The 20324-nt window shown below is 67.2% G+C and carries 18 protein-coding genes; 9 read left to right on the plus strand and 9 right to left on the minus strand.

Going from position 1 to position 20324, the window contains the following annotated elements:
- Positions 1-43: 43 nt before the first annotated feature.
- Positions 44-1174 (plus strand): methyltransferase, encoded by a 1131-nt coding sequence (locus ABCU91_RS11535; RefSeq protein ID WP_413353769.1) that lies wholly within the window; start codon positions 44-46, stop codon positions 1172-1174.
- Between the two features lie 3 nt (positions 1175-1177).
- On the opposite strand, the gene ABCU91_RS11540 is transcribed toward ABCU91_RS11535, so the two are convergent.
- From ABCU91_RS11540 to ABCU91_RS11550, 3 genes are read right to left on the minus strand one after another with little or no spacing between them, the layout of a single operon-like run.
- The gene (locus ABCU91_RS11540; RefSeq protein WP_406923902.1) at positions 1178-1639 is read right to left on the minus strand and encodes a DUF3817 domain-containing protein; all 462 of its coding nucleotides are present in this window, start codon (positions 1637-1639) and stop codon (positions 1178-1180) included.
- A gap of 58 nt (positions 1640-1697) precedes the next feature.
- The gene (locus ABCU91_RS11545) at positions 1698-2111 is read right to left on the minus strand and encodes a hypothetical protein (protein WP_413353770.1); all 414 of its coding nucleotides are present in this window, start codon (positions 2109-2111) and stop codon (positions 1698-1700) included.
- Entirely contained in the window at positions 2108-2533 is a 426-nt protein-coding gene (locus ABCU91_RS11550; protein WP_231916581.1) for a MarR family winged helix-turn-helix transcriptional regulator, read from the minus strand. The genes ABCU91_RS11545 and ABCU91_RS11550 overlap by 4 nt, the downstream gene beginning before the upstream one ends.
- A gap of 84 nt (positions 2534-2617) precedes the next feature.
- Here ABCU91_RS11550 and ABCU91_RS11555 point away from each other — a divergent pair, with 84 nt between their 5' ends.
- Positions 2618-3790: a hypothetical protein gene (locus tag ABCU91_RS11555; protein WP_413353771.1), complete on the plus strand. Its 1173-nt coding sequence runs from the start codon at positions 2618-2620 to the stop codon at positions 3788-3790.
- Complete coding sequence (locus ABCU91_RS11560; protein WP_413353772.1) at positions 3790-4272, plus strand: hypothetical protein; 483 nt, start codon at positions 3790-3792, stop codon at positions 4270-4272. The genes ABCU91_RS11555 and ABCU91_RS11560 overlap by 1 nt, the downstream gene beginning before the upstream one ends.
- A 48-nt stretch (positions 4273-4320) precedes the next feature.
- On the opposite strand, the gene ABCU91_RS11565 is transcribed toward ABCU91_RS11560, so the two are convergent.
- Entirely contained in the window at positions 4321-5319 is a 999-nt protein-coding gene (locus tag ABCU91_RS11565) for a LacI family DNA-binding transcriptional regulator (RefSeq protein WP_413353773.1), read from the minus strand.
- Positions 5320-5426: 107 nt separating this feature from the next.
- Between ABCU91_RS11565 and ABCU91_RS11570 the strand changes: the two genes are divergently transcribed.
- The 6 genes from ABCU91_RS11570 (at position 5427) to ABCU91_RS11595 (ending at position 12639) form a co-directional block, all read left to right on the plus strand.
- Entirely contained in the window at positions 5427-7532 is a 2106-nt protein-coding gene (locus ABCU91_RS11570) for a beta-galactosidase (RefSeq protein WP_413353774.1), read from the plus strand.
- A gap of 30 nt (positions 7533-7562) precedes the next feature.
- Positions 7563-8909, plus strand: coding sequence for an ABC transporter substrate-binding protein (locus tag ABCU91_RS11575; protein ID WP_413353775.1), 1347 nt, complete (start codon positions 7563-7565; stop codon positions 8907-8909).
- A 62-nt stretch (positions 8910-8971) separates the two neighbouring features.
- The gene (locus ABCU91_RS11580) at positions 8972-9928 is read left to right on the plus strand and encodes a carbohydrate ABC transporter permease (RefSeq protein ID WP_240741345.1); all 957 of its coding nucleotides are present in this window, start codon (positions 8972-8974) and stop codon (positions 9926-9928) included.
- On the plus strand, positions 9925-10848 hold the full coding sequence (locus ABCU91_RS11585) for a carbohydrate ABC transporter permease (RefSeq protein WP_091354930.1): 924 nt from the start codon (positions 9925-9927) through the stop codon (positions 10846-10848). Before ABCU91_RS11580 ends, ABCU91_RS11585 begins: the two co-directional genes overlap by 4 nt.
- Before the next feature lie 164 nt (positions 10849-11012).
- A complete protein-coding gene (locus ABCU91_RS11590) occupies positions 11013-11345 on the plus strand; it encodes a YciI family protein (RefSeq protein WP_413353776.1) in 333 nt (110 codons plus the stop codon).
- Positions 11346-11349: 4 nt separating this feature from the next.
- A complete protein-coding gene (locus ABCU91_RS11595; protein ID WP_413353777.1) occupies positions 11350-12639 on the plus strand; it encodes an RNA polymerase sigma factor in 1290 nt (429 codons plus the stop codon).
- A gap of 411 nt (positions 12640-13050) precedes the next feature.
- Here ABCU91_RS11595 and ABCU91_RS11600 read toward each other — a convergent pair whose 3' ends face one another.
- The 5 genes from ABCU91_RS11600 to ABCU91_RS11620 all read right to left on the minus strand — a co-directional run bounded on the left by ABCU91_RS11600 (position 13051) and on the right by ABCU91_RS11620 (position 20127).
- The gene (locus ABCU91_RS11600) at positions 13051-13818 is read right to left on the minus strand and encodes a hypothetical protein (RefSeq protein WP_413353778.1); all 768 of its coding nucleotides are present in this window, start codon (positions 13816-13818) and stop codon (positions 13051-13053) included.
- Between the two features lie 182 nt (positions 13819-14000).
- Positions 14001-14717, minus strand: coding sequence for a hypothetical protein (locus ABCU91_RS11605; protein ID WP_413353779.1), 717 nt, complete (start codon positions 14715-14717; stop codon positions 14001-14003).
- Between the two features lie 223 nt (positions 14718-14940).
- Positions 14941-16947, minus strand: a complete 2007-nt coding sequence (locus ABCU91_RS11610) for a zinc-ribbon domain-containing protein (RefSeq protein ID WP_413355402.1) — start codon at positions 16945-16947, stop codon at positions 14941-14943.
- Between the two features lie 112 nt (positions 16948-17059).
- The gene (locus ABCU91_RS11615; protein WP_413353780.1) at positions 17060-18160 is read right to left on the minus strand and encodes a TniB family NTP-binding protein; all 1101 of its coding nucleotides are present in this window, start codon (positions 18158-18160) and stop codon (positions 17060-17062) included.
- Positions 18157-20127: a Mu transposase C-terminal domain-containing protein gene (locus ABCU91_RS11620; RefSeq protein WP_413353781.1), complete on the minus strand. Its 1971-nt coding sequence runs from the start codon at positions 20125-20127 to the stop codon at positions 18157-18159. The genes ABCU91_RS11615 and ABCU91_RS11620 overlap by 4 nt, the downstream gene beginning before the upstream one ends.
- Positions 20128-20324 lie beyond the last annotated feature (197 nt).

Here is a 20324-nt window from a genome sequence, read left to right on the forward strand (position 1 = left end):
CGCAGGCGACGAACCGGCCGATGCCCTCACCTACGCTGGTGAGGTGACGCGACCAGACCCGTTCCCTTTCGACCGGCTCTCCCGTCGCCCCGACGTCGAAGGTCCGGATCTGGTGGCATCGGATGCCGCCGACCGGCTCATCCTGGACGAGTCCGCCGACCTCCGCGCCGGTGCACCGGCCGGGTCGATCGTCGCGATCGGCGACACCCACGGCGCTCTCGCCCTGGCCGCCGCGCATGACGGCGCGCAGGGCGTCCGCGTCCATCAGGATGCGCTGGCCGGCGAGCAGGCGATCTCCCGGAACGCCGCGGAGCTCGGGCTGAGCGATCGCGTCCGGGTCGTCGGGCTCGACGCCGACGCCGTCCGAGACGCTCGGGTCGTGCTCGTGCGCCTGCCGCGCGCGCTCGACGCGCTCCGCGACGTCGCGGGGCTGATCTCCGCCCACGCCTCCCCCGACGTCGTCGTGGTGGCCGGCGGCCGATTGAAGCACATGACCCCGACGATGAACGACGTCCTGGGCGAGCACTTCGGACGCATCGACGTTTCGCACGCCCGACAGAAATCCCGCGTCCTGTTCGCACGGGAACCGCGATACGGCGGCGACCCCGTGCCTGCCGAAGGACGCGAGAGGGATCTCGAGATCCGCGCCTTCGGCGGCGCATTCGCAGGCGCGCGCCTCGACCACGGCACCCGGCTCCTCCTCGCAAACCTGCCGGAGCACCCTGCCGGCGGATCGCCGGAGGATCCGCTCATCGACATGGCGTGCGGAACGGGTGCCGTCGCCGCACACCTCGCGAAGCGGCATCCCGCAGCCTCCGTCTACGCCTCGGACCAGTCCGCGGCAGCGGTCGCCTCGGCGCGCGCGACGGCAGCCGCGAACGGCGTCGCGGACCGGATCGAGGTCGTCCGCGATGATCTGCTCGCGAGCCGAGCCGCGGCATCCGCCTCGTTCATCGCACTGAACCCCCCGTTCCACAGCGGAGCGGCGCTGACCGAGCGGCTGGCGTTCCATCTGTTCGCGGACGCGGCACGCGTCCTGCGCCCGGGCGGCGAGCTCTGGTGCGTCTGGAATTCGGGAATGCGGTACCGCGGCGATCTCGAACGCCTCGTCGGGCCCACCCGTCAGGTGGCGAGGGACGCCAAGTTCACCGTGACGGTGTCGACGCGTCGCTGACGATCAACGCCCTCCGGGAGGGCCGACGATCAGAAGGACGACGTAGAGAGCGACGACCGCGACCACGACGAGCGCGATCAGGATGCCGGCGTGCCGCAGGAACCAGCGCAGCAGCCGGTCGACGGGGCGACGGTCGCGCGGGTCCGAGGTCTCCTCGAGTCGCCACGCACCGTCGAGCCTTCCGCTGCGTCGCAGCCACATCTCCACGGGGAGCGTCGCGTAGGGGACGACGGCCGATCCGACCGCCAGTACCGCCGTGCCGAGACCCCACCGGTTGTTGAGGGCGACGACGAGCGCGGTCGCCCCGTAGGACAGGAAGACGAAGCCGTGGATGCCGCCGCCGATCGTGACGGCGAGCGCGGGTCCTCCCACGGCACGGATGATGAGACCCGCGATGAGCAGGGTCCACGAGAACACCTCGGCGATGGCGAGGATGCGGAAGATCGAGAGAGGGGTGCGGAACACGCCTTCAGCCTACCTGAAGGACCGGGGCGGTGAGAACGCGGCGTGGCGGGAACGCGGGTCAGCGCCGCGTCGACCACACGGCCCATGCGACGAGCACCGGCTGGAGGAAGAGCCGCCCGAACCGCTTCGCGTCCGAGTCGAGCCCGGGCACGTCCCGCCCCGAGCGCCAATGGTGGATGTTCCCGGGGAAGACGGCGACGAACAACGCCGCGATGGCGAACCCGACCCGACGTCGCTCTCGAGGCAGTGCGGCTAGGGCGACGCCGAGCATGATCTCGACGACGCCCGAGGCGACGACGATGGTGTCCTTGTCCATCCGCAGCACGCGGGTGGACCAGTCGGGGACGGCAACCCGGAACCCGCGCCGGAGCACCGTCAAGTGGCCGAGGCCCGCCCCGGTCAGGAGGACGGCGAGAAGGGCCCGCGCCACCCCGCGGACGACCGTGAGCGACCGGCCGCGGCGAGAGGTCACTCGATCACGCCCGCACGGATGCCGCCGAGGGAGTCCGCGATGCGCGGGTGCGATTGCGACAGCGCATCGTCGAGTCGCTCGAGGCGGTCCTGAGCGTCGCGCAGCACCTGGGCACCGCGTTCGGTCACGCTCAGGTCGCTCGCCGCCCCGGCCTGGGCCGTCGCGTCGGCGACGAGTCCGTCGTCCACCAGAGCGTGCACGGCGGCATGAGCGGACTGGACGGTGATGCGCGAGCGACGGGCGAGCTCCGAGAAGGAGATCCCCGGCTCGGCCCCGATGTGCCCGAGCAACCCGAACTTCCGGGTCGAGATACCGAGGCCCCGGAGCTCTGCCGCGAGCTGGGCCTCCCACGATGCCGAGACGGCGAGCAGCGCGATGACGGGGCTGAAACGCGGTGCGTCCTCTGCGGGGGTATCTACCACGGCAGAAGTCTATGAGTCACCCGCGCCCGCGGTCAGTATTCAAGAGGGAGATGAGCATCTCTGCGGAGCTCTATCATCAGCGGTATGCTGAGCGCGCTCGCCCACCCCGCCGTCGCGCTGACCGCTGCCGCCGTCCTGCTCTTCGGCCACATCGGATCGTCGGGGAGCACGCGCCATTCTCCCGCTCACGACTCCCCCGGTTCCGACGCGCCGACACCGATCGACGCCGGTCACATCGGTCCGTATGCCGCCGCCGTGTGGTGGTCGAGCCTCTCCCCCGCGACCCGCGAGACCCTCATCCGGTCCTCCCCCGAGCAGATCGGCGCACTCGACGGCCTTCCGGCCGACGTGCGTGTCGCCGCCAACCGCGTCGCGGCCCGAGAACGACTCAGCAAGCTAGAGACGGTCCTCGCGACACTCGCGCGACGGGTGTCCGCTCCCGCGTCGGAGGCGGAACTCGAGCCCCTGCTGCAGGAGCACTCCTACCTGGCGAGAGTCGTCAGCGGCGCGGTGAACCTCTACCTCTTCGCCCCGGACCGCGGCGCCCTCGTCGAGATGACGGGAGAACCGGCGACCGCCACCGGCATCCTCCTGGTCGTTCCGGGGACGAACGCAACGGTACGAAGCTTCATGGTGCCGGACCCCGTGACCGCATTCGCCGACTGGCAGGTGGACCACGCGGACCCGTCGACACCCGTTCTCGCCTTCACCGTGCTCGCCGCCCCGATGCCGCAGCTCTCGATCGATCTCGCCTCGGGGCCGCAGAACAACACGATCGCGACGGCAGCGGGCGCGAGCTACGCTCGTATCGTGGAGGGAATCGACGTCGCTTTCCCGGGTCTACCGACGCTCAGCTACGAGCACAGCGCCGGATCGCAGGTCGGCAGCGCCGCCGAGGAAGACGGTGCCCATTTCGACGCCCGCTTCCTCGCGGCCGGTGTCGGGGCGACCGACGGCTACACGACCTCCCCCGGCACGGCCTATTACGCCGCCCAGGCAACCGACGACATCAACCGCCTCTACGCCGGATTCCAGATGGGCGACATCGGCTACGGCGTCGGACCCGAGGAATTCCCCGGCATCACCATCATCGATCCCGGCCTGTCCGACGTTCCCGTCTCGGCGATGGGCGGCATGCTCGCTCGCGGGCTGACGCTCCACAACCGCCTGTTCAGCGGCGACGCGTCGGCCAACGGAACCGTGCTCGCCGATGTCCGCCTCCTCCTCACCTCCCTCGCTCGCGAGAGAACCGGCTGATGGCACCCCGCTCCGCCGCAGCAACGGTGCTCGTCGGTCTTCTCGTCATCGCCCTCGCGGGATGCGCCTCACCGCAGGGAGCGACGTTCGCATCGGTGCGCGCTCACGCCCAAGAGGCGGTCGCCGATGTCGTCGCCGCCCTGCCCGACGGAGCCGAGTTCACCCCGACCGGGGACCCCACGTCGACCGCGTGCGACAGCGGCACCGCGGGCCCCACCGGTCCCGAGGGAACCGCCTTCGCCACGTTCCACGGGTCGGCGGTGCTCCCCGACACGGCGGACACCGGGGCCGTACTGACCGAGCTCCCCACGACCCTGGGCGAGGAGTGGGCCGTCGAGCCCGTCGGCATCGACACCGACGTCGCCACCGTCCGCGTGAACCGGGCGGGAACCGGAGTGTCGGTGGACGTGACGGAACAGGCCGGTGGCGGCCCGAAGACGCTCGACATCCTCGCCGTCTCACCCTGCGGCCGGATCGAGTGACGGGGCGCCGGTCGTCGCCGTTCTCCTCCGCTCGACAGCCGCACCCGTTCAGTCGGGCGGTGGGGCCGTGGAGCTGCGGACCTGCAGCGTCGGCACGTCGACGACGGGGCTCGCGGGAGCGGGAGCGCCGATCTTGTCGAGCATGTCGGCGACGATCTGACGCCCGCGCGCAGCGAAGTCGACGCGAAGCGTGGTGAGCGGCGGGTCGAAGAACGCCGCCTCGGGGATGTCATCGATACCCGCGACGCTGACGTCCTCCGGCACGCGCAGACCGCGCTCCTTGAGGGCGAGCATGGCACCGAGTGCCATCTGATCATTCGAGGCGACGTAGGCGGATGCCGCGGGCAGCCGCTCGAGCGAAGCGAGGGCGGCGTGAGCCGACGCCGCCGACCAATCGCCCTGGAACTCCGCGACCACCTCGAGCCCGTGGGCGGCCGCGGAGGCCGCGACGGCCCGACTGCGGTTACGGCTGGCTGGCCAGTTGCCCGCGCCGGAGATGTGCACGATGCGACGGTGGCCGAGCGCGGCCAGGTGCGCGATGAGCGTCGGGAGACCGGTGTCGTGGGCGCCCGTCGCATCGTCGGGCTCGGAATGCACGTGAAGGGGCACGGCGAAGTCGGCTCCGGCGAACACCCGGTTCATCTCGTCCGTCGAGGACAGCGCGAGGACGCCGGCGAGCGTCTGCTGATTCAGCAGACGCAGAGACTCCTCGATCGCGCGCGGATTGTGGACGTCGAGGGTGATGAGGTCGAGGACGTACCCGGCCTCGCGGGCTGCGGCCGCGGCACCCTCGGCAACGCGTGCCGGCCCCACCTGCCCGAGCTCGTGGGTGAGGGCGGCGATGATGTGCGATCGACCGAGCTTCAGGCCCCGCGCACTGAGGTTGGGCCGGTACTCGAGCCGGTGGAGGGCATGCTCGACGCGTTCCCGGGTCGCCGGGCGGATGCCCTCGTACCCCGCCAAGTACCGGCTGACAGTCTGATGCGAGACACCGGCCGCCTCGGCGACGTCGTAGATCGTCGCCGGCTTCGTGCTCCGACCAGCCATGCACCCTCGTCCCCGAACTGTTACTTGACATCTGATGTTATCGGAAACATCATGGTGCGCATCGGAGATGTTTCCGACAACATCCAGCCTGACGACGGAGTCCCTGCATGCCTGCGCCCCTGCCCTCGCACCTTCTGTTCGGCGCCGCGTACTACGCGGAGTACCACTGGACGGAGCGCACCGAACTCGACCTCGACCTGATGAAGCAGGCGGGGTTCACCGTCATCCGTGTCGGCGAGTCGGTCTGGTCGACCTGGGAGCCCCGTGACGGCGAGTTCGACCTCGACTGGCTGCAGCCCGTGCTCGACGGGGCGCACGACCGGGGTATCGCGGTCATCCTCGGCACGCCCACCTACGCCGTCCCGCCGTGGCTTCAGGCCGCCCACCCCGAGATCGCTGCGGAGATCGCCACCGGCCATCCGCACCCGCGGGGAGCTCGTCAGGAAGTGGACTACTCCCATCCGACCTTCCGCCACTACGCCGAGCGCATCATCCGCGCCGTCGTCGCCCGCTACGCCGATCACCCTGCCGTGATCGGCTACCAGGTGGACAACGAACCGGGCATGCTCCTGCCTCACAACCGGAGCACGTTCCAGCGATTCGTCCGGCGGCTGGCTGCCACCTACGGCGACGTCGAGACGCTCAACCGAGAGTGGGGGCTCACCTACTGGTCCCACCGCATCGCGGACTGGTCGGAACTGTGGACACCGGACGGCAACAGCCTGCCGCAGTACGACCTGGCCTGGCGGCGCTACCAGGCCGACCTCACGACCGAGTTCATCGCCTGGCAGGCCGCCATCGTGCGGGAGTACGCCTCACCGGACCAATTCGTGACGACCTGCATCGCCTATCCGCGACCGGCCCTCGACGACCGCTCGGTGACACTCGAACTCGACGTGACGGCGGGCAACCCCTATTACGCGATGCAGGACCACCTCGACGCGACCCAGGAACTCCCCCCGGTCACGCCGTGGACGACGTCGGGCGTCAGCAGCATGTTCCGCCAGGCGGACCGCACGTTCTCCTCGAAGCAGGAGCGGTTCCTCATCACCGAGACCGATGCCCAGTCCATCGGCGGCTCCGCCTTCAACCTGCCGCCCTACCCGGGCCAGCTGACGCAAGCCGCCTTCGCCTTCGTCTCGCGCGGCGCGGCCATGATCGAGTACTGGCACTGGCACACGCTGCCGTACGGCACGGAGACCTACTGGGGCGGCATCCTGCCCCACAGCCTCGAGCCCGGACGTGTGTACCGCGAGCTGTCCGAGGTCGGCGCGGCCTTCGGAGCCATCGGGCCGACCCTCGACGGCTTCGAGCCCGACGCCGACGTCGCCCTCCTCTGGTCCACCGACAGCCGGTTCGCGTTCGACTTCTTCCCGCCTCTCATGGACGACGCCGGGGAACCTGCCGCCGCGTCGTACGAGCGCATCTTCGACGCCTCGTACCGGGGTGTCTTCGACGCGGGCGCCCAGGCACGGGTCATCCACGTCGCGCAGGCCCGCGATCTCGGCGCAGCCGAGCTCGCGGCACGCTTCCCCGTCCTCATCGCGGCCGGTGTCTACGTCGCCGACGACGACGCTCTCGAGTTCCTCCGGGATTACGCGGATGCCGGTGGCCACCTGATCGTCGGCATCCGCACCGGCTACGGCGATCACGAGGCGCGGGCCCGTATCGAGGTCGCGCCGGCCCGCCTCGCCGGGCCCGCCGGAGTCTCGTACGAGGAGTTCTCGAACCTTCAGCGGTCCGTGACCGCGATCGGTGTCGGAACCTTCGAGGTGACGCCCGGCGCGACTGCGGAGGCTTGGGCCGACGGACTGATGCCGACGGATGCGGACACGCTCGTGACCTACGATCACCCGCGGTTCCGCGACTTCGCTGCCGTCACGACGCGCTCGCACGGCAGCGGCAGGATCACGGTCGTCGGCACGCTGCCCTCCCCCGCCCTCGCGGCCGATCTGGTGCGCTGGGCCGTCCCCGAACCGATCTCGGTGGGACTGCTCCACAAGGCCGCCCTCCCCGTCTCCGTCGCGTCCGGCACGCTTCCGGACGGTCGCCGGGCCTGGTTCGTCTTCAACTGGGGCTGGGAGCCGCAGACCGTCGAGCTCGCCGTCGGCGCGCGCGACGCGGTGACGGGCGAAGAGCTCGCTCCCGGCGCAGACCTCGTCCTCGCAGCGTGGGCGACCCGCTGCTTCCTCAGCTCCACTCCCGACAACTGAACCACCCCACCCACCACGAAGGAAGATCACATGAGAACGGCACGCAAGACAGCAGCGGCGCTGGCAGTCGGCGCCATGTCCATCGGCGGGCTCGCGGCCTGCGCCCCGGCATCCTCCGACGGGCCCTCGCAGGAGACGGTCACGCAGGATCAGATCGACGAGGCGATGGACACCCCCACCAAGCTCACGTTCTGGACGTGGGTGCCCGACATCGAGAAGGAGGTGGCCCTCTTCGAGAAGAAGTACCCGAAGATCGACGTCACGGTCGAGAACGTCGGCCAGGGCCTCCCCCACTACCAGAAGCTCCGGAGCTCCATCGAAGCCGGCCAGGGTGCGCCCGATGTCGCGCAGATCGAGTATCAGTACATCCCGTCGTTCGTCCTGGCCGACTCGCTCCTCGATCTCGCGCCCTACGGCGCCGACGACCTCTCGGGCGACTACGTCGAATGGGCGTGGAACCAAGTGTCCCCTGGCGATGAGGTGTGGGCGATCCCGCAGGACGTCGGCCCCATGGGCAACCTTTACCGCGAGGACATCCTGAAGAAGGCCGGCGTCACCGAGGCCCCCACGACGTGGGAGGAGTACGCGACGGCCGCGGAGGCGGTGAAGTCCAAGACGGGCTCGTACATCTCGAACCTCGGCGCGACCCAGGCCGGCCAGCTCATCGGGTTCTTCTGGCAGCGCGGCATCAAGCCGTTCGGCTACGACGGCAAGGAGACCGTGTCGATCGACGTCAACAGCACCGAGGCCAAGGAGGTCGCCGCCTACTGGACTGATCTCATCCAGCGCGACCTCGTCTCGACCGACGTCGATTTCAACGACCAGTGGTACCAGGGCCTCGCCAGCGGCAAATACGCCGGATGGCTGACCGCCGCGTGGGGGCCCGTGTTCCTGCAGGGCACCGCCGAGGGCACGTCCGGTCTCTGGCGCGCCGCACCGCTCCCGCAGTGGGATGCCGGGTCGCAGGTCTCGGGCAACTGGGGCGGGTCCTCGGACGCCGTCCTCGCATCGTCGGAGAACAAGATCGCGGCAGCCGAGCTCGCGAAGTTCATCAACCACGACGAGGAGTCCGCCATGATGCTGGCGACGGAGCAGTTCTTCTTCCCGCCGCAGAACTCGGTGCTCGAAGACCCCGCGTTCCTCGACGCTACGTCGGAGTTCTACGGCGGCCAGCAGGTGAACAAGCTGTTCGCCGACATCTCTCAGACGGTCGACACCGACTTCCAGTGGCTCCCCTTCATGGAGTACGTCTACTCCAGCTACGAAGAGACCCTCGGCACGGTCATCGCCGACAAGGGCGACATCGCGGCGGCGCTGGACACCTGGCAGGACCAGCTCGTCTCCTACGCGAAGGACCAGGGCTTCACCGTCAAGTGAGTGCGATCGGGGCGTCCCTCGGGGCGCCCCGATCCCCTCCGCATCCGATCCCAGGAGGATCCGTGACCACCACCTCGACGCTCAGCGCTGAGCGTTCCCCCGCCGCGTCTCGCGGTCGCACCGGCTCGAACCGCCGCCGACAGAACGTCGCCGCCTACCTCTTCATCCTGCCGTTCTTCATCGTGTTCATCGCGATGCTGATCGTGCCGCTCGCCTACTCCGGCTACCTCTCGCTCTTCCAGAGCAAGCTCATCGGCGGCGACGTGTTCGCCGGCTTCGCCAACTACGTCCGCGCCCTGCAGGACTCCGCATTCCTCGCGAGCATCGGACGTATGGGGCTGTTCCTCGTCATCCAGGTGCCGATCATGCTCGGGCTCGCGCTGTTCCTCGCGCTCGCGCTCGACAGCGGCCGGGTGCGCGGTTCGCGCAGCGTCCGCCTGCTGGTGTTCATGCCGTACGCGGTGCCCGCGGTCGTCGCGACCCTCATGTGGGGTTACCTGTACGGGCCCGACTTCGGCCCCATCGCGCAGATCGCCCGCGGCATCGGCTGGGGCACTCCGGAGTTCCTCTCGCCCGGCAGCATCCTCGGTTCGATGATGAACATCGTCACGTGGGAGTTCGTCGGCTACAACATGATCATCATGTACGCGGCGCTGCGCGCGATTCCCGCCGACCTGTTCGAGGCGGCGGAGATCGACGGAGCGGGACAGTTCCGTGTCGCGTGGAGCATCAAGATCCCGGCCATCCGCCCCGCCATCCTGCTGACGGTCATCTTCTCGATCATCGGGACCTTCCAGCTGTTCGCCGAGCCGAGCCTGCTCAACAACATCGCGCCGGACGCGATCACCAACTCGTACACGCCGAACTACTACGCGTACAACCTCGCGTTCATCAACCAGGAGCTGAACTACGCCGCGGCGATCGCATTCCTGCTCGGACTGTTCATCGCGATCGTCTCGTACGTCGTCCAGCTCGCCAGCCAGCGCAGCGAGCGTCGCGAACGGAAGGCCGTCCGATGACCGATCTGGAGACCCGGGCTGTCGTGACCGGCACGCCTGCACGCCGAGTCGGCGCCCGTCGCGCCTACGACCGCGGGCGTCAGCGGAACGTGCCGTTGACCGTGCTGCTGTGGCTGTGCGCCGCGTACTTCGTCCTACCGCTGTGGTGGCTGATCGTGTCGGCGACGAAGGACAATTCCGACCTGTTCGCGACCTTCGGACTGTGGTTCAGCGGCGACTTCCACCTGTGGGACAACCTCGCGACCCTCTTCACCGTGCGGGGCGGGATCTTCTGGCGCTGGCTCGTCAACACGGTGCTGTACGCCGTCGTGTCGGCGGCCGGGGCGACCCTCCTCTCGGCGATGGCCGGCTACGCGTTCGCGAAGTACGACTTCCCGGGCAAGAAGGCGCTGTTCAGCGCGACCCTCGGCGCCATCATGATCCCGCTCACCGCCCTCGCACTGCCGACCTACCTGCTGTTCTCGAACGCGGGTCTGACGGACACGCCGTGGGCGATCATCGTCCCGTCGCTCGTGAGCCCCTTCGGCGTGTACCTGATGCGCGTCTACGCGGCCGACTCCATTCCGACCGAGCTCATGGAAGCGGCACGGGTGGACGGCTCGGGCGAGTTCCGGATCTTCTGGCAGGTCGGGCTGCGTCTGCTCGGGCCCGGCCTCGTCACGGTGTTCCTGTTCTCGCTCGTGGCGACCTGGAACAACTACTTCCTGCCCCTCATCATGCTGAACACGTCGGAGCTGTACCCCGTCACGGTGGGACTCGCTCAGCTGCAGTCCGCCGCCTCCGCGGGCGGCGGCGCGCAGGCGCTGTTCTCCACGGTGATCACGGGCTCGTTCGTCTCGATCTTGCCGCTGATCATCGCGTTCCTCTTCCTGCAGCGGTACTGGCAGAGCGGGCTGGCGACCGGGAGCGTCAAGGGCTGATCGACGCCCGGCGTGACGTCGACGGATGCCCCGCTGTCCCAGATGTCCTCTGGGCGGCGGGGCATCCGTCGTGTAATCAGGAACGACCGGATCTTCCACACGGTGTCCTCGTCCGGACCCCACCTGCGTCGTCCCTGTGACACCGACCTTCGAAAGAGAGAACCATGGAGTATCTGCTGTTCATCGTCAGCGATCCCGCCGCCCCGACCTACGTGCCGGAGGAGGACGACATCGAGAACTGGGCCGCCGATCTGGACCGGCGCGGCGCGGCCCGCGTCGGCAATCGCCTGCGCCCGCCGTCCGATGCGACGACCGTCACCGTCCGCGACGGTCGCACCATCCTCACCGACGGCCCCTTCACCGAGACGAAGGAGTGGATCGCGGGTTTCGATCTGATCGACGTCGCCGACCTCGACGAAGCGATCGAGGTCGCGTCGCGGCATCCGATGGCCCGTTTCGGACGCGTCGAGGTGCGCCCCGTGTGGCCGTTGGGATGACCCCGTGACCGGCGATCCGGCGGCCGTCGCGGTGGGCAGGGTGCTCGCCGAGACGGTCGCCGCCGAGCGCCTGCGGATCGTTGCCGGCCTGATCGGTCGTACCGGCGACTGGGAGCTCGCAGAGGACGCGATGCAGGATGCCGCGGCAGCGGCGCTCACGACGTGGGTGCGCACCGGCATCCCTCGCAATCCGGCGGCGTGGCTCACGAGGGCCGCGCAGAACGCCGCCGTCGACGGTCTCCGCCGGGCGTCGACGCGGCGGACCACCGCAGGCCGAGCCGCCGTCGAGGCCGCGGTGGACTTCGATCAGGCACGCACCGCCGTGTGGGGAGACCCTGAGGAGCACACCGAGGTCGGCGATGATCGGCTCCGTCTGATCTTCACCTGCTGCCATCCGGCGCTCTCGATGGAAGCGCGAGTGGCTCTCACGCTCCGCACTGTCGTCGGCTTCGATGTGGAGGAGGTGGCACGGGCCTTCCTCGTCGCCCCCGCCACGATGCAGAAGCGGCTCGTCCGCGCTCGGGCGAAGATCCGCGACGCGGGCATCCCGTACCGGGTTCCGGCGCGGGAACAGCTGCCGGCACGCACCGACGCCGTGCTCGCCGTGCTCTACACGCTGTTCACGGAGGGGTACTCCGGCGGCGGAGACCTCGTGCGGCCTGCACTGGCGCACGAGGCGATCCGCCTCGTGCGGCTCCTCGACGTCCTGTTGGAGGGCTCACCGCACCTTCCCGAGGTGCGAGGGCTGCTCGCCCTCATGCTCTTCCAGCACTCGCGCACCGCGGCCAGACTCGACGTCGAGGGCGAGCTGGTTCTCCTCGCCGACCAGGACCGCACGCGATGGGACGCGCGGATGATCGCCGACGGTGTCGCGGCGCTCGCGGCGGCTCAGTCTGCGCGGCGCCTCGTCGACGGTGCCGAAGGCCCCTACCTGCTGCAGGCGGAGATCGCGGCTCTGCACGCGACCGCGCCGTCGCCCGGCCACACGGACGTGGCGCGCATCGCCGAGCTCTACGGTCGACTCTCGCGAGTGGCGCCGTCACCGATCGTGGAACTCAACCGCGCCGTCGCCGTGAGCTTCGCCGAGGGGCCGGAGGCGGGTCTCGAACTCCTCGCCGCGCTGCCGGAAGGCACGCTCGACGGGTACCACCTGCTCCACGCGACCGTCGCGGACCTCCTGCGTCGGGCGGGTCGGAGCGACGAGGCGCTGGCGCGCTACGAGCGCGCGGCCGACCTGGCCCCCACCGAGGCCGAGGGCCGGTTCTTGCGGCGGCGGGCCGAAGAGTCCGCCTGAGGCGAGGCACTCGCCCTCGCTGCACGTGCGCCGATGCAATGGATCCGACGCGACACGCCGTTCCCAGCGCCCGCGCGGCGGCGCGTCACGCCCGATCTATTGCATCCGCCACCGGTTGAACCGCGAGGACGAGGAAGGCCCCCGGCATCCGCTCTCTCGAGCAGTGCCGGGGGCCCTCTTCAGAGGCTCCGCGTATGGGACCGCTGTCTACCTGACCCAGTTCCGGAACACTTGAACCATGTAATACCTGGCGCGCCCACTCATCGTCATCGGTCAGGGCCGCAGTGAAGTTGACCTGCCGCAGAAATCCCAGGTCAGCGGTGAAAACGAATTCGCTCGTATAATGGCGGGTCGATCCGCTGAGCACCCCAGGCGTTCGAGGGTTGCATAGGGAGCGATCCGCCTCGGCACCTACAGCCCCCGATATTCGTCTCGTAGCCATGACGCGCGAGCGCTCTTCGCCTCATCCGAAAAGCCAAGGCGCCATGTTCCCGATGCGTCCGCCTCGTATCCGAGAGCTCTGAGGAGCGCTTTCGCAGTGTCGGGTTCAATCCCAAGGCGCTCAGATACTTCCGACCATGGCCAACCGGTCTTCCGGTCGAGCCACTCTCGCAGTTCGTGGGGAGATCCGAGTCCTCGTTGATCCGCCCAGCGTCTAGCCGCGGGAGCAGCCCTGCGATCAGAAACTGTCCGACCAATTTTCTTCCTGAACGCTGAGACAGCTGCTACAACCACTGCATCTAGCGCGAGGTTCACTCCTCGATCGCTAAGGAAGGTGATCAGCGACTCGACATCTCCACCCTCACCGCCCCAACCGACTTCGACCTCCACGACCCATTCGTGGGGGTCGCCAGTCATGTAGCCCGCCTCGACGGTCCGTTCGACTTCTCCGAGCGTTGCGTCACTCAAGGGTATGAACGGAACAAACCTGACACGGCCGCTGTCCTCGACCAGTACGACAGGGCGCTCTCGCGGACCAGCAAGACGGAAGTCGGCGAGTCCTTGGAGCACGACACTGCGTTGAGCCTCGTTGAGGAACGGCAATTCGGTCACTGTTGCGAACTGACGGAAGACCGAAGCTGGCATGTCTGTCGGCGTTGCCTGGAGTCGCACCTCACCGAGCACTTCCCCTCCAAGCTCGGGTATCCGAACGACAGAGAAGGTCAGCGTGGTCGACACCATCTCAGCCTTTCACCGCGGACCGCCTCTGCACCAGGAATGATCTCTGATTCGCAAGGACAGCGTGGAGGAGGGACATTTTGCGAAGACGGTCTGAGGCGACCGCAACTTCGAGGCCGGCTTTGTTATGAATACGTCGCACGGTGCGCGCAGGCGCGACGCCGGGCTCGGCGTCTGCAGGCCTAGATTCCTTCGAACGGAGAACCGATAACTACTGGCTTGGCCCAAATACGGCAATGCCCCTTCGGGGCATTGAGCCTCGTGTGCGGGTTCCACGCGCTGCGGAAGACTTTCGTACTGAACCCCCGTGCGAGCGCCAGTGGAAGCGTAAGCAAAAGATTTCGTGGCCTTCGCACGATCTCAACGAAAGGAGCTGCGTACTGGTCGTGATGCGGCAGCCCGTCGTCTCGCCACTCGCCGATCGGAGGGTCGTAGCTTGACGCGGGTCTCCTGAACAACCCACCATTAGCCCAGTCCCAGTGCGCGTCCTTGAGTCGGACACGACCGCGAATAGCAACTGCGTCGTGTGGCTCGAGACGATGCGGGAGTTTCGTCGACGAGTTGGCGTCGTGAATATCCTCGGAATGGGTGCCGTAGCTGTACCACCAGCCGCTCCTCGTGATCGTGACCGCGCGTTCGCCGACGTTTGTCACAAGGATCTCCGCGTCCCAGCCTTTCAGCGTCGATCGAAGAGAGCACTCCAAGACGATTACAGGCCTCGACCAGTAGATCTCTCGTAGTTGCGTAAGCAACGAGGCGAGGGCAAGCGCCGCAGCGACCCCGGCGATGAGGACCGACCAGACCTCGAACCAGCCGGGGCCCTGAGCCACGCGGTGCAGGCCGTCAGCGAAGGCTAGCGGCCCGACGCCACGGAGGAGAAGGTCGCCGACGTTGGGCATGTCTCTTCGACCCTCCGGATCATTTCTCGCCGCAAGAAAAGCTGACGCGTGCGGTCACATCTGCGGCTGTCCCACCGCTCGCCCCTGGATCTGGGCATCTCGCAACGGACATTGAAGTTGCGGGTGACCTGACGCGGCCCCACCCCACCTTCAAGTCACTCATTCACCGAAATGGCAGCCACAGTCGCCGCTCAGTGTAGGCCCACAACGGCGTCGGACGACGTCATGACAGGCGATAGGTTGCTCGCATCACCCGGCCCCCGCCACAGGTACGGCCCGGACATCCACTGCGAGAATCAACACGTGCGTTGACCTTCGCTGGCCACTCGCGGCCACACTGGCACAACCACCACGCTCGCGTCGCTGACCGCCTGGTCAATTCAGACGGGAAGCCACCGTTCCTCGTTGGGTGCCACTGGCGGGCCAACGGCGGGTGTGTCGTCGCAAGATCATTCACCCCTGGAACAAGCAGCCGCCCGGTGCAGACCGGACAGGTGGGGTCTTTCGCACGCGATCTTTGTTCGGGCGACGCCGGCCATTCATGACCCTCTGCGCACTGCCACCAGTATTCCCGCGCGGCGCGTGAATGAATATCCGAGGCCGTGGTCGATCCGTTCTTGGTCGGGTGGAACTCAGCCGCCAATTCGGGGCGGACTGCAGCGAGCGACGTGGTGGGACCGACGGCTCGTCCTGAGCATTCCGCACACGCGGAGCTGTTCACCCGGGCCGAGATGGTGGTTACTCTCACGTGCCCAGCCGGACATAGCCACCAGAACGCGCCCGACGTGCCGGCCATCACCATCTCAGGTGTGAGGTTTCCGTTCAGTGTCGGGTGCCAGAGCCGCGCGACGTCCGGATGAGTTGCTGCGAGGCATGTAGTTGAATGTACGGTCCTATGACTGCACACCGTGCAGCTACCGCCCTCCTTAGCTCGATAGCTGGGGCTCATGTCGTAGTCGTGACCATCCGGGCACAACCACCAGACTTTCCGATCGGTGTAGGGCGATACCGTCTCCGGGGTGTCGGACACGTTCTTCGCCGGGTGCCACTCCGCCGCCAGGTCTGGGCGGAGAACGGAAAGCGCGTTGATCGTTGGGGCGACCCGAGTGTTGGTACAGAAGCCGCAGCCGTGACCACTTGTGCGCGTGTTCGGTGATGCAGGGTAGACATGTCCGTCAGCGCAGACCCAGTTGACTGGCGTGCCCGAACCAGCCATGACACCTTCGGGCGTCAGCTCTCCGTTATCAGGACCCCACTCCGGCGATAACTCCGGATGGGTGTCGGCGAGTGTGTTGAAACCAGGTTTGAGCCGTTTCCCGGCACAGAAGCCGCATCCGCCGCTGTCCTTCGCTTCAGGAACGGTGCGGCCTTCCGACGGGAAGTGGTGGCCCCGGCTGCACGTATACAGCGAGAGGGGAACGTTCCTCAAACGAGCAACGTCGTAGCGGGTGGCAGCTCGAGCGGTCCAGGTCAGCTGCAAGAGATTGTGGTGGCGTCCCCGAGGGTACGCACTTGAACGGAGGACGCTCAGCTCCGCTGTGTCATCTACGTCTTCCTCAGATGCCTCGCTGATGAACGCATGCGGCTGCGACGTGTTGTGCCTCATCACGCGCAGGAGCATCCAGAGCCCGTCCACCAGCGCCACGGTCGTAGACGACTCCCCCACGGTCCGTTTAACCGCCGAGGTCAGGTTCTCGTAGCGCTGTGCTACCGGAAGCGCTCGCGACTGGAACGCGGGCAGCAGGGACGGCACGAGGATCGCCTGGGCCAGCCGAATTGCGAGCATGAACACCGTCGACGGAGCCGTCTTCTGCCCGTCCATCGGAGTCCACGATGCGACGCAGTCCAGCAACTCGGCGAGCCGGTGAGCATCGAGCACGCCCGCGGCACGCAGCCGAGCGTAGGCGGCGTCGGCTGCTCTGACATCGGCGGCGACAACTAACTGTTCTTCCGGTCGAACACCAGGGCCAATCCAGAGTCCATGACGCCGGCATACGCGCGGACCATCATGGGGAAGCTGCGGGGCGATCGCGCCCTGGGTGCACCGACGACATCCGAAGCGCTCGGCGAGCCGAGTGGTGCACCTTGCACATTCCTCACCGTTCGCGTGGCGGCGTAGTCGTTTCTCCTGGTCGAGGAAGTGTCCTTCTCTGAGCTTGCCGAACCGTTCGAGTAGGAGGCTTCGCGCTTCACGCGGTTCCTCGTCACGCGCTCGGATGGCGGCGTTCATCCCCCGCTTCCATGGCCGACTCTCGATGCCGTTCGCGAGCCGAAGGCGTTCTTCATAGCTCTCGAGCGTCTCGAAGGGAACGGGTCGGACCCGGACGGGCAGCGGCGCCAGGTCAAGCTGCACGACGACGACCCTTCTGCGTGTGGAGGCCGATTTCGTTGGCTCGTTCGAGTTCGAGCTCACTTGTCAGATCGAGCCTGATGGATTCCAGCAATTCTTTGGTGATCACTTCGTTGTCCGGCTCGCCGGCCTCGACGAGGTCGAGTGCGGCATCTGTCAGGAGCCGGGATAGCGCGCTGATGGACCCACGGGTTCGAGTCCACAAGTAGTCGGCGAGCTGGGGCAGAGACTCAAGCGGTTGGTTCAACAGCCCGAGTTGCTTTTCGAAGGCCAAGATGACGCTCCGCCAGACGCGCTGTTCTGCGTCATCGTCGATACCGAGCTTGCCCAGCGTGACCACGGCGGAGCGAGAAGCGAACTGAGCACCGAGGCCGTCGCCTGTCAGCAGCCGGGACTCGAGGTTGATGCCAACATAGAGCGGGGTGGCACGGACGGCGTTGAACATTCCTTTCAGCGCCTGCAATGCCTCGGAGTGGCCTTTGCTGTCGCGCGCCAGGTTCTGCATCTCATCGACCACAATGAGGGTCGTTCGAGCACGCACGAGGTGCTGGACCGCGAGCTGCGTCCTCTCTTCGAGCGTCATGCGGTGGACGAAGGGCAGTTCGAGGGCTTCCAGGAAGCGCCCCATCATGCTTTTGGCGGTGCAGTTCGGCGGAACCTCGGCGTACACCACGGGGGTGTGTCCGAGCTGCTTCCAGTCTGGGTAGCGGAGTGCGTGTCGCCTCATGCCCTCGACCATCACGTGGAAGGCTCCCGTGGTCTTTCCAGCTGTGGGGGGACCGCTTAGCACTACGCCGGTCCGTCCCACAGGCTTGTCCGCCCGTAAGGAAGCCCGCTTCACCTCCTTCAGCAGTGTCGCCAACTGTGGAGTCTTCACGACGATGCCGTCGATGAGATGTGCGCGGCGCCGCTCATCGAACTGGGCCCGGGCTACCGTGTTCAGCTCTCGGTAATCAGGTCGGGCGATGACGGGCGCGGCGGGCGCTTCGTAGTTTTCGAGGAGGTGGGTCAACGTGGAAACCCGGTCGAAGTGTCCGGTCGCCTCTTCATCTGCGCCGCCGGTCAGGGGGCTGATGTGAATAGGGGTGCTCACAATGTCTCCAGGTCCAGGAAGTCGGTGAAGCTGTCGGTGACCATGGGCGCGACTCGCCTTCTCTCACTCGCGACGGCGTCCTTCGCTCGCCGGCGTTCTTCCGCGGCTGCCGCGAGACGGGCTTCCTTCTCCTCCGCGATGGCTTCTCCGCGAAGCATCACCATGAGCTCGTCGGCTCGGCTGTCCGTGAATCCTTTGCGATTCCGGGTGGCCGAGGCCGCGGCCTCCATGATGGTTCGGTGGTTGGGGCGACGCAGCCCAGCTTCCTCGACCCATCCGCACGAAATCCATTGCGAGTCGATGGTCGAGCGCACCCACACCTGCGAGAGGTCGTTCGGGTCGTAGTGCACGTCGTACTCCACCGAGTTACCGTCTGAGTCCTTCTCCCTGCGCATCGGAGCGAGGTGCGGGCTGTCGTACTTGCGATTGAGGAGCTTGATGCCGTCGAGCTGGACCGTTCGGGACTCTCTTGGCATGAGGGCGATGTAGTCATCCGCGTCGAGAGGGATGAGGAAGACGCCGGTCACCTCGACCGATGCTGCGTACAGGCTGTTTGGAGTGTGCTTGATGGCACGGTCATACGGGTCTCGAAGACCTTTGTGCTGCCGGTTCTGCCAGACCAGGTTCACCCACCGGTCGAACAGCTCGACAACCGTGTCGAGGTCGAGCACACCCTCCTTTTCAGGCGCCTCCCCCCGGCCATTGATGTCCCCGCTCACGTATCCGGGGAGGAATTGGGTGAACTTCGTCTTGATGGTGCGAAAGTTGCGTTCAACCTTCGCCTTGCTCGTCGGCGAGAAGGGCGGGGCCTCCGTGCGGTCGATGCCGTAGCGCGCGCACGCGGAGAGGAAGGTGGCGCCGAGATAGTCGGGGCCGTTGTCAGTGAGGATTCGTCGCGGGACGATGTATGGACGGTACGTGTCGATGCCGTCCTTCTCATCGACGTACGGGGCCCAAGGCATCTTGGGCAGGTCGAGCGCTTCGTAGTGCTTCTTCCACGGCTTGAGCTTCCGCGGGACCAGCGCGCGCGCAAGCGTAATCGCATGGTCGTCGCCGGTGGGGGCGCCCGCGGTGAAGTTGAACGACAGAATCGACCGCGTCTGCTTGTCGATGAGGATGCTGAGCCATGGACGGATGACGGTCTTGTCCGGCATCCGAACGAAGGCATCGAACCAGGTCGAGTCCACCTGCACCTCATCGCCCGGTGCCGCGACGAGACGCGAGTTGAAGGGCTTGTTCGGAACGAGCGCATCTGTGCGCCGGCGCTTTGCTGACTTGGTTGGATTACTTGCCCCGGTGATGGCCTGGACGTAGCGTTCGACCGTTGAGATTGAAGGGGTCGAAGGCCGGTCGCCGGCGTCGGGGTACATCTCGTAGAGCTTGGTGTGAAGCTCGGCCCGGACAGCGCTGTAGGTGGGGCTGGAGCGGTTCTCGTAAGTGGCGAGGAGCTCGGCGAGGGCGTTCTTCACCTTGTCGTCAATCCGAGACTTGGGGTTTGCGGTGCGGTTCTGGCGCTTGTCCATGAGCCCGGCGGGTCCGTGTGACTTGTACTCTGCGATGCGACGCTTGAGGCTTGAGAGCGACATGTCGATGCCCAGGCGGTCGAGTTCCAGAAGCTTCGCCTCCTGGCGCCACTTGACGGGCTTGTCGAGGCTGTACTGGGCCCGAGGTTCGTTTCCCACGGCGGGGGTCCCGTTGATGAGCTCCTCGAGGTGCGGAATCAGCTTCCTCGAGTCCTCGCTCAGGCGGCTAAGCGCATCGGCCACCGTTCGCTTAGGCGCATTTTCGGTGGAGAGCGGCTTTCCGGGGGCGAGTAGCCTTCCCAACTCAGTGAGGTGGACGAGGGAGTACTTGCCGGTGAGCTCATTGCGGAGCCGGAAGACGTCGTCCTGATGCGCGACGAGTGTGTAGATGCCGTCCTTCAGTTCGACGGTCTGTCCGATGGTGACGGTTCGGGGGGTTGTCATAGTTCTTGCTTTCAATTCGTGCGGGAGGGTGTGCAATTCAGGAGGTCGATGCCGACGTCCGCGAGTCCGCTGTTGGGGGTGATGACGTCTCTTGACAATCGGGAGCGGCGCTCGCCAATCGAGATGATGTGCGGCGCACGATGCTGACGGAGTCGCTCGCATTCCGCGGGCTGTGGGCGCTTGGGGCGTTCTGGTTC

It is taken from the genome of Microbacterium phoenicis (assembly GCF_047302325.1).
Lineage (GTDB): Bacteria > Actinomycetota > Actinomycetes > Actinomycetales > Microbacteriaceae > Microbacterium.

Coding starts and splice junctions, on each gene's coding strand:
- ABCU91_RS11555 (WP_413353771.1), top strand. CDS start 2,618: ATGCTGAGCGCGCTCGCCCACCCCGCCGTCGCGCTGACCGCTGCCGCC.
- ABCU91_RS11560 (WP_413353772.1), top strand. CDS start 3,790: ATGGCACCCCGCTCCGCCGCAGCAACGGTGCTCGTCGGTCTTCTCGTC.
- ABCU91_RS11565 (WP_413353773.1), bottom strand. CDS start 5,319: ATGGCTGGTCGGAGCACGAAGCCGGCGACGATCTACGACGTCGCCGAG.
- ABCU91_RS11570 (WP_413353774.1), top strand. CDS start 5,427: ATGCCTGCGCCCCTGCCCTCGCACCTTCTGTTCGGCGCCGCGTACTAC.
- ABCU91_RS11575 (WP_413353775.1), top strand. CDS start 7,563: ATGAGAACGGCACGCAAGACAGCAGCGGCGCTGGCAGTCGGCGCCATG.
- ABCU91_RS11585 (WP_091354930.1), top strand. CDS start 9,925: ATGACCGATCTGGAGACCCGGGCTGTCGTGACCGGCACGCCTGCACGC.
- ABCU91_RS11590 (WP_413353776.1), top strand. CDS start 11,013: ATGGAGTATCTGCTGTTCATCGTCAGCGATCCCGCCGCCCCGACCTAC.
- ABCU91_RS11605 (WP_413353779.1), bottom strand. CDS start 14,717: ATGCCCAACGTCGGCGACCTTCTCCTCCGTGGCGTCGGGCCGCTAGCC.
- ABCU91_RS11610 (WP_413355402.1), bottom strand. CDS start 16,947: ATGAACGCCGCCATCCGAGCGCGTGACGAGGAACCGCGTGAAGCGCGA.
- ABCU91_RS11620 (WP_413353781.1), bottom strand. CDS start 20,127: ATGACAACCCCCCGAACCGTCACCATCGGACAGACCGTCGAACTGAAG.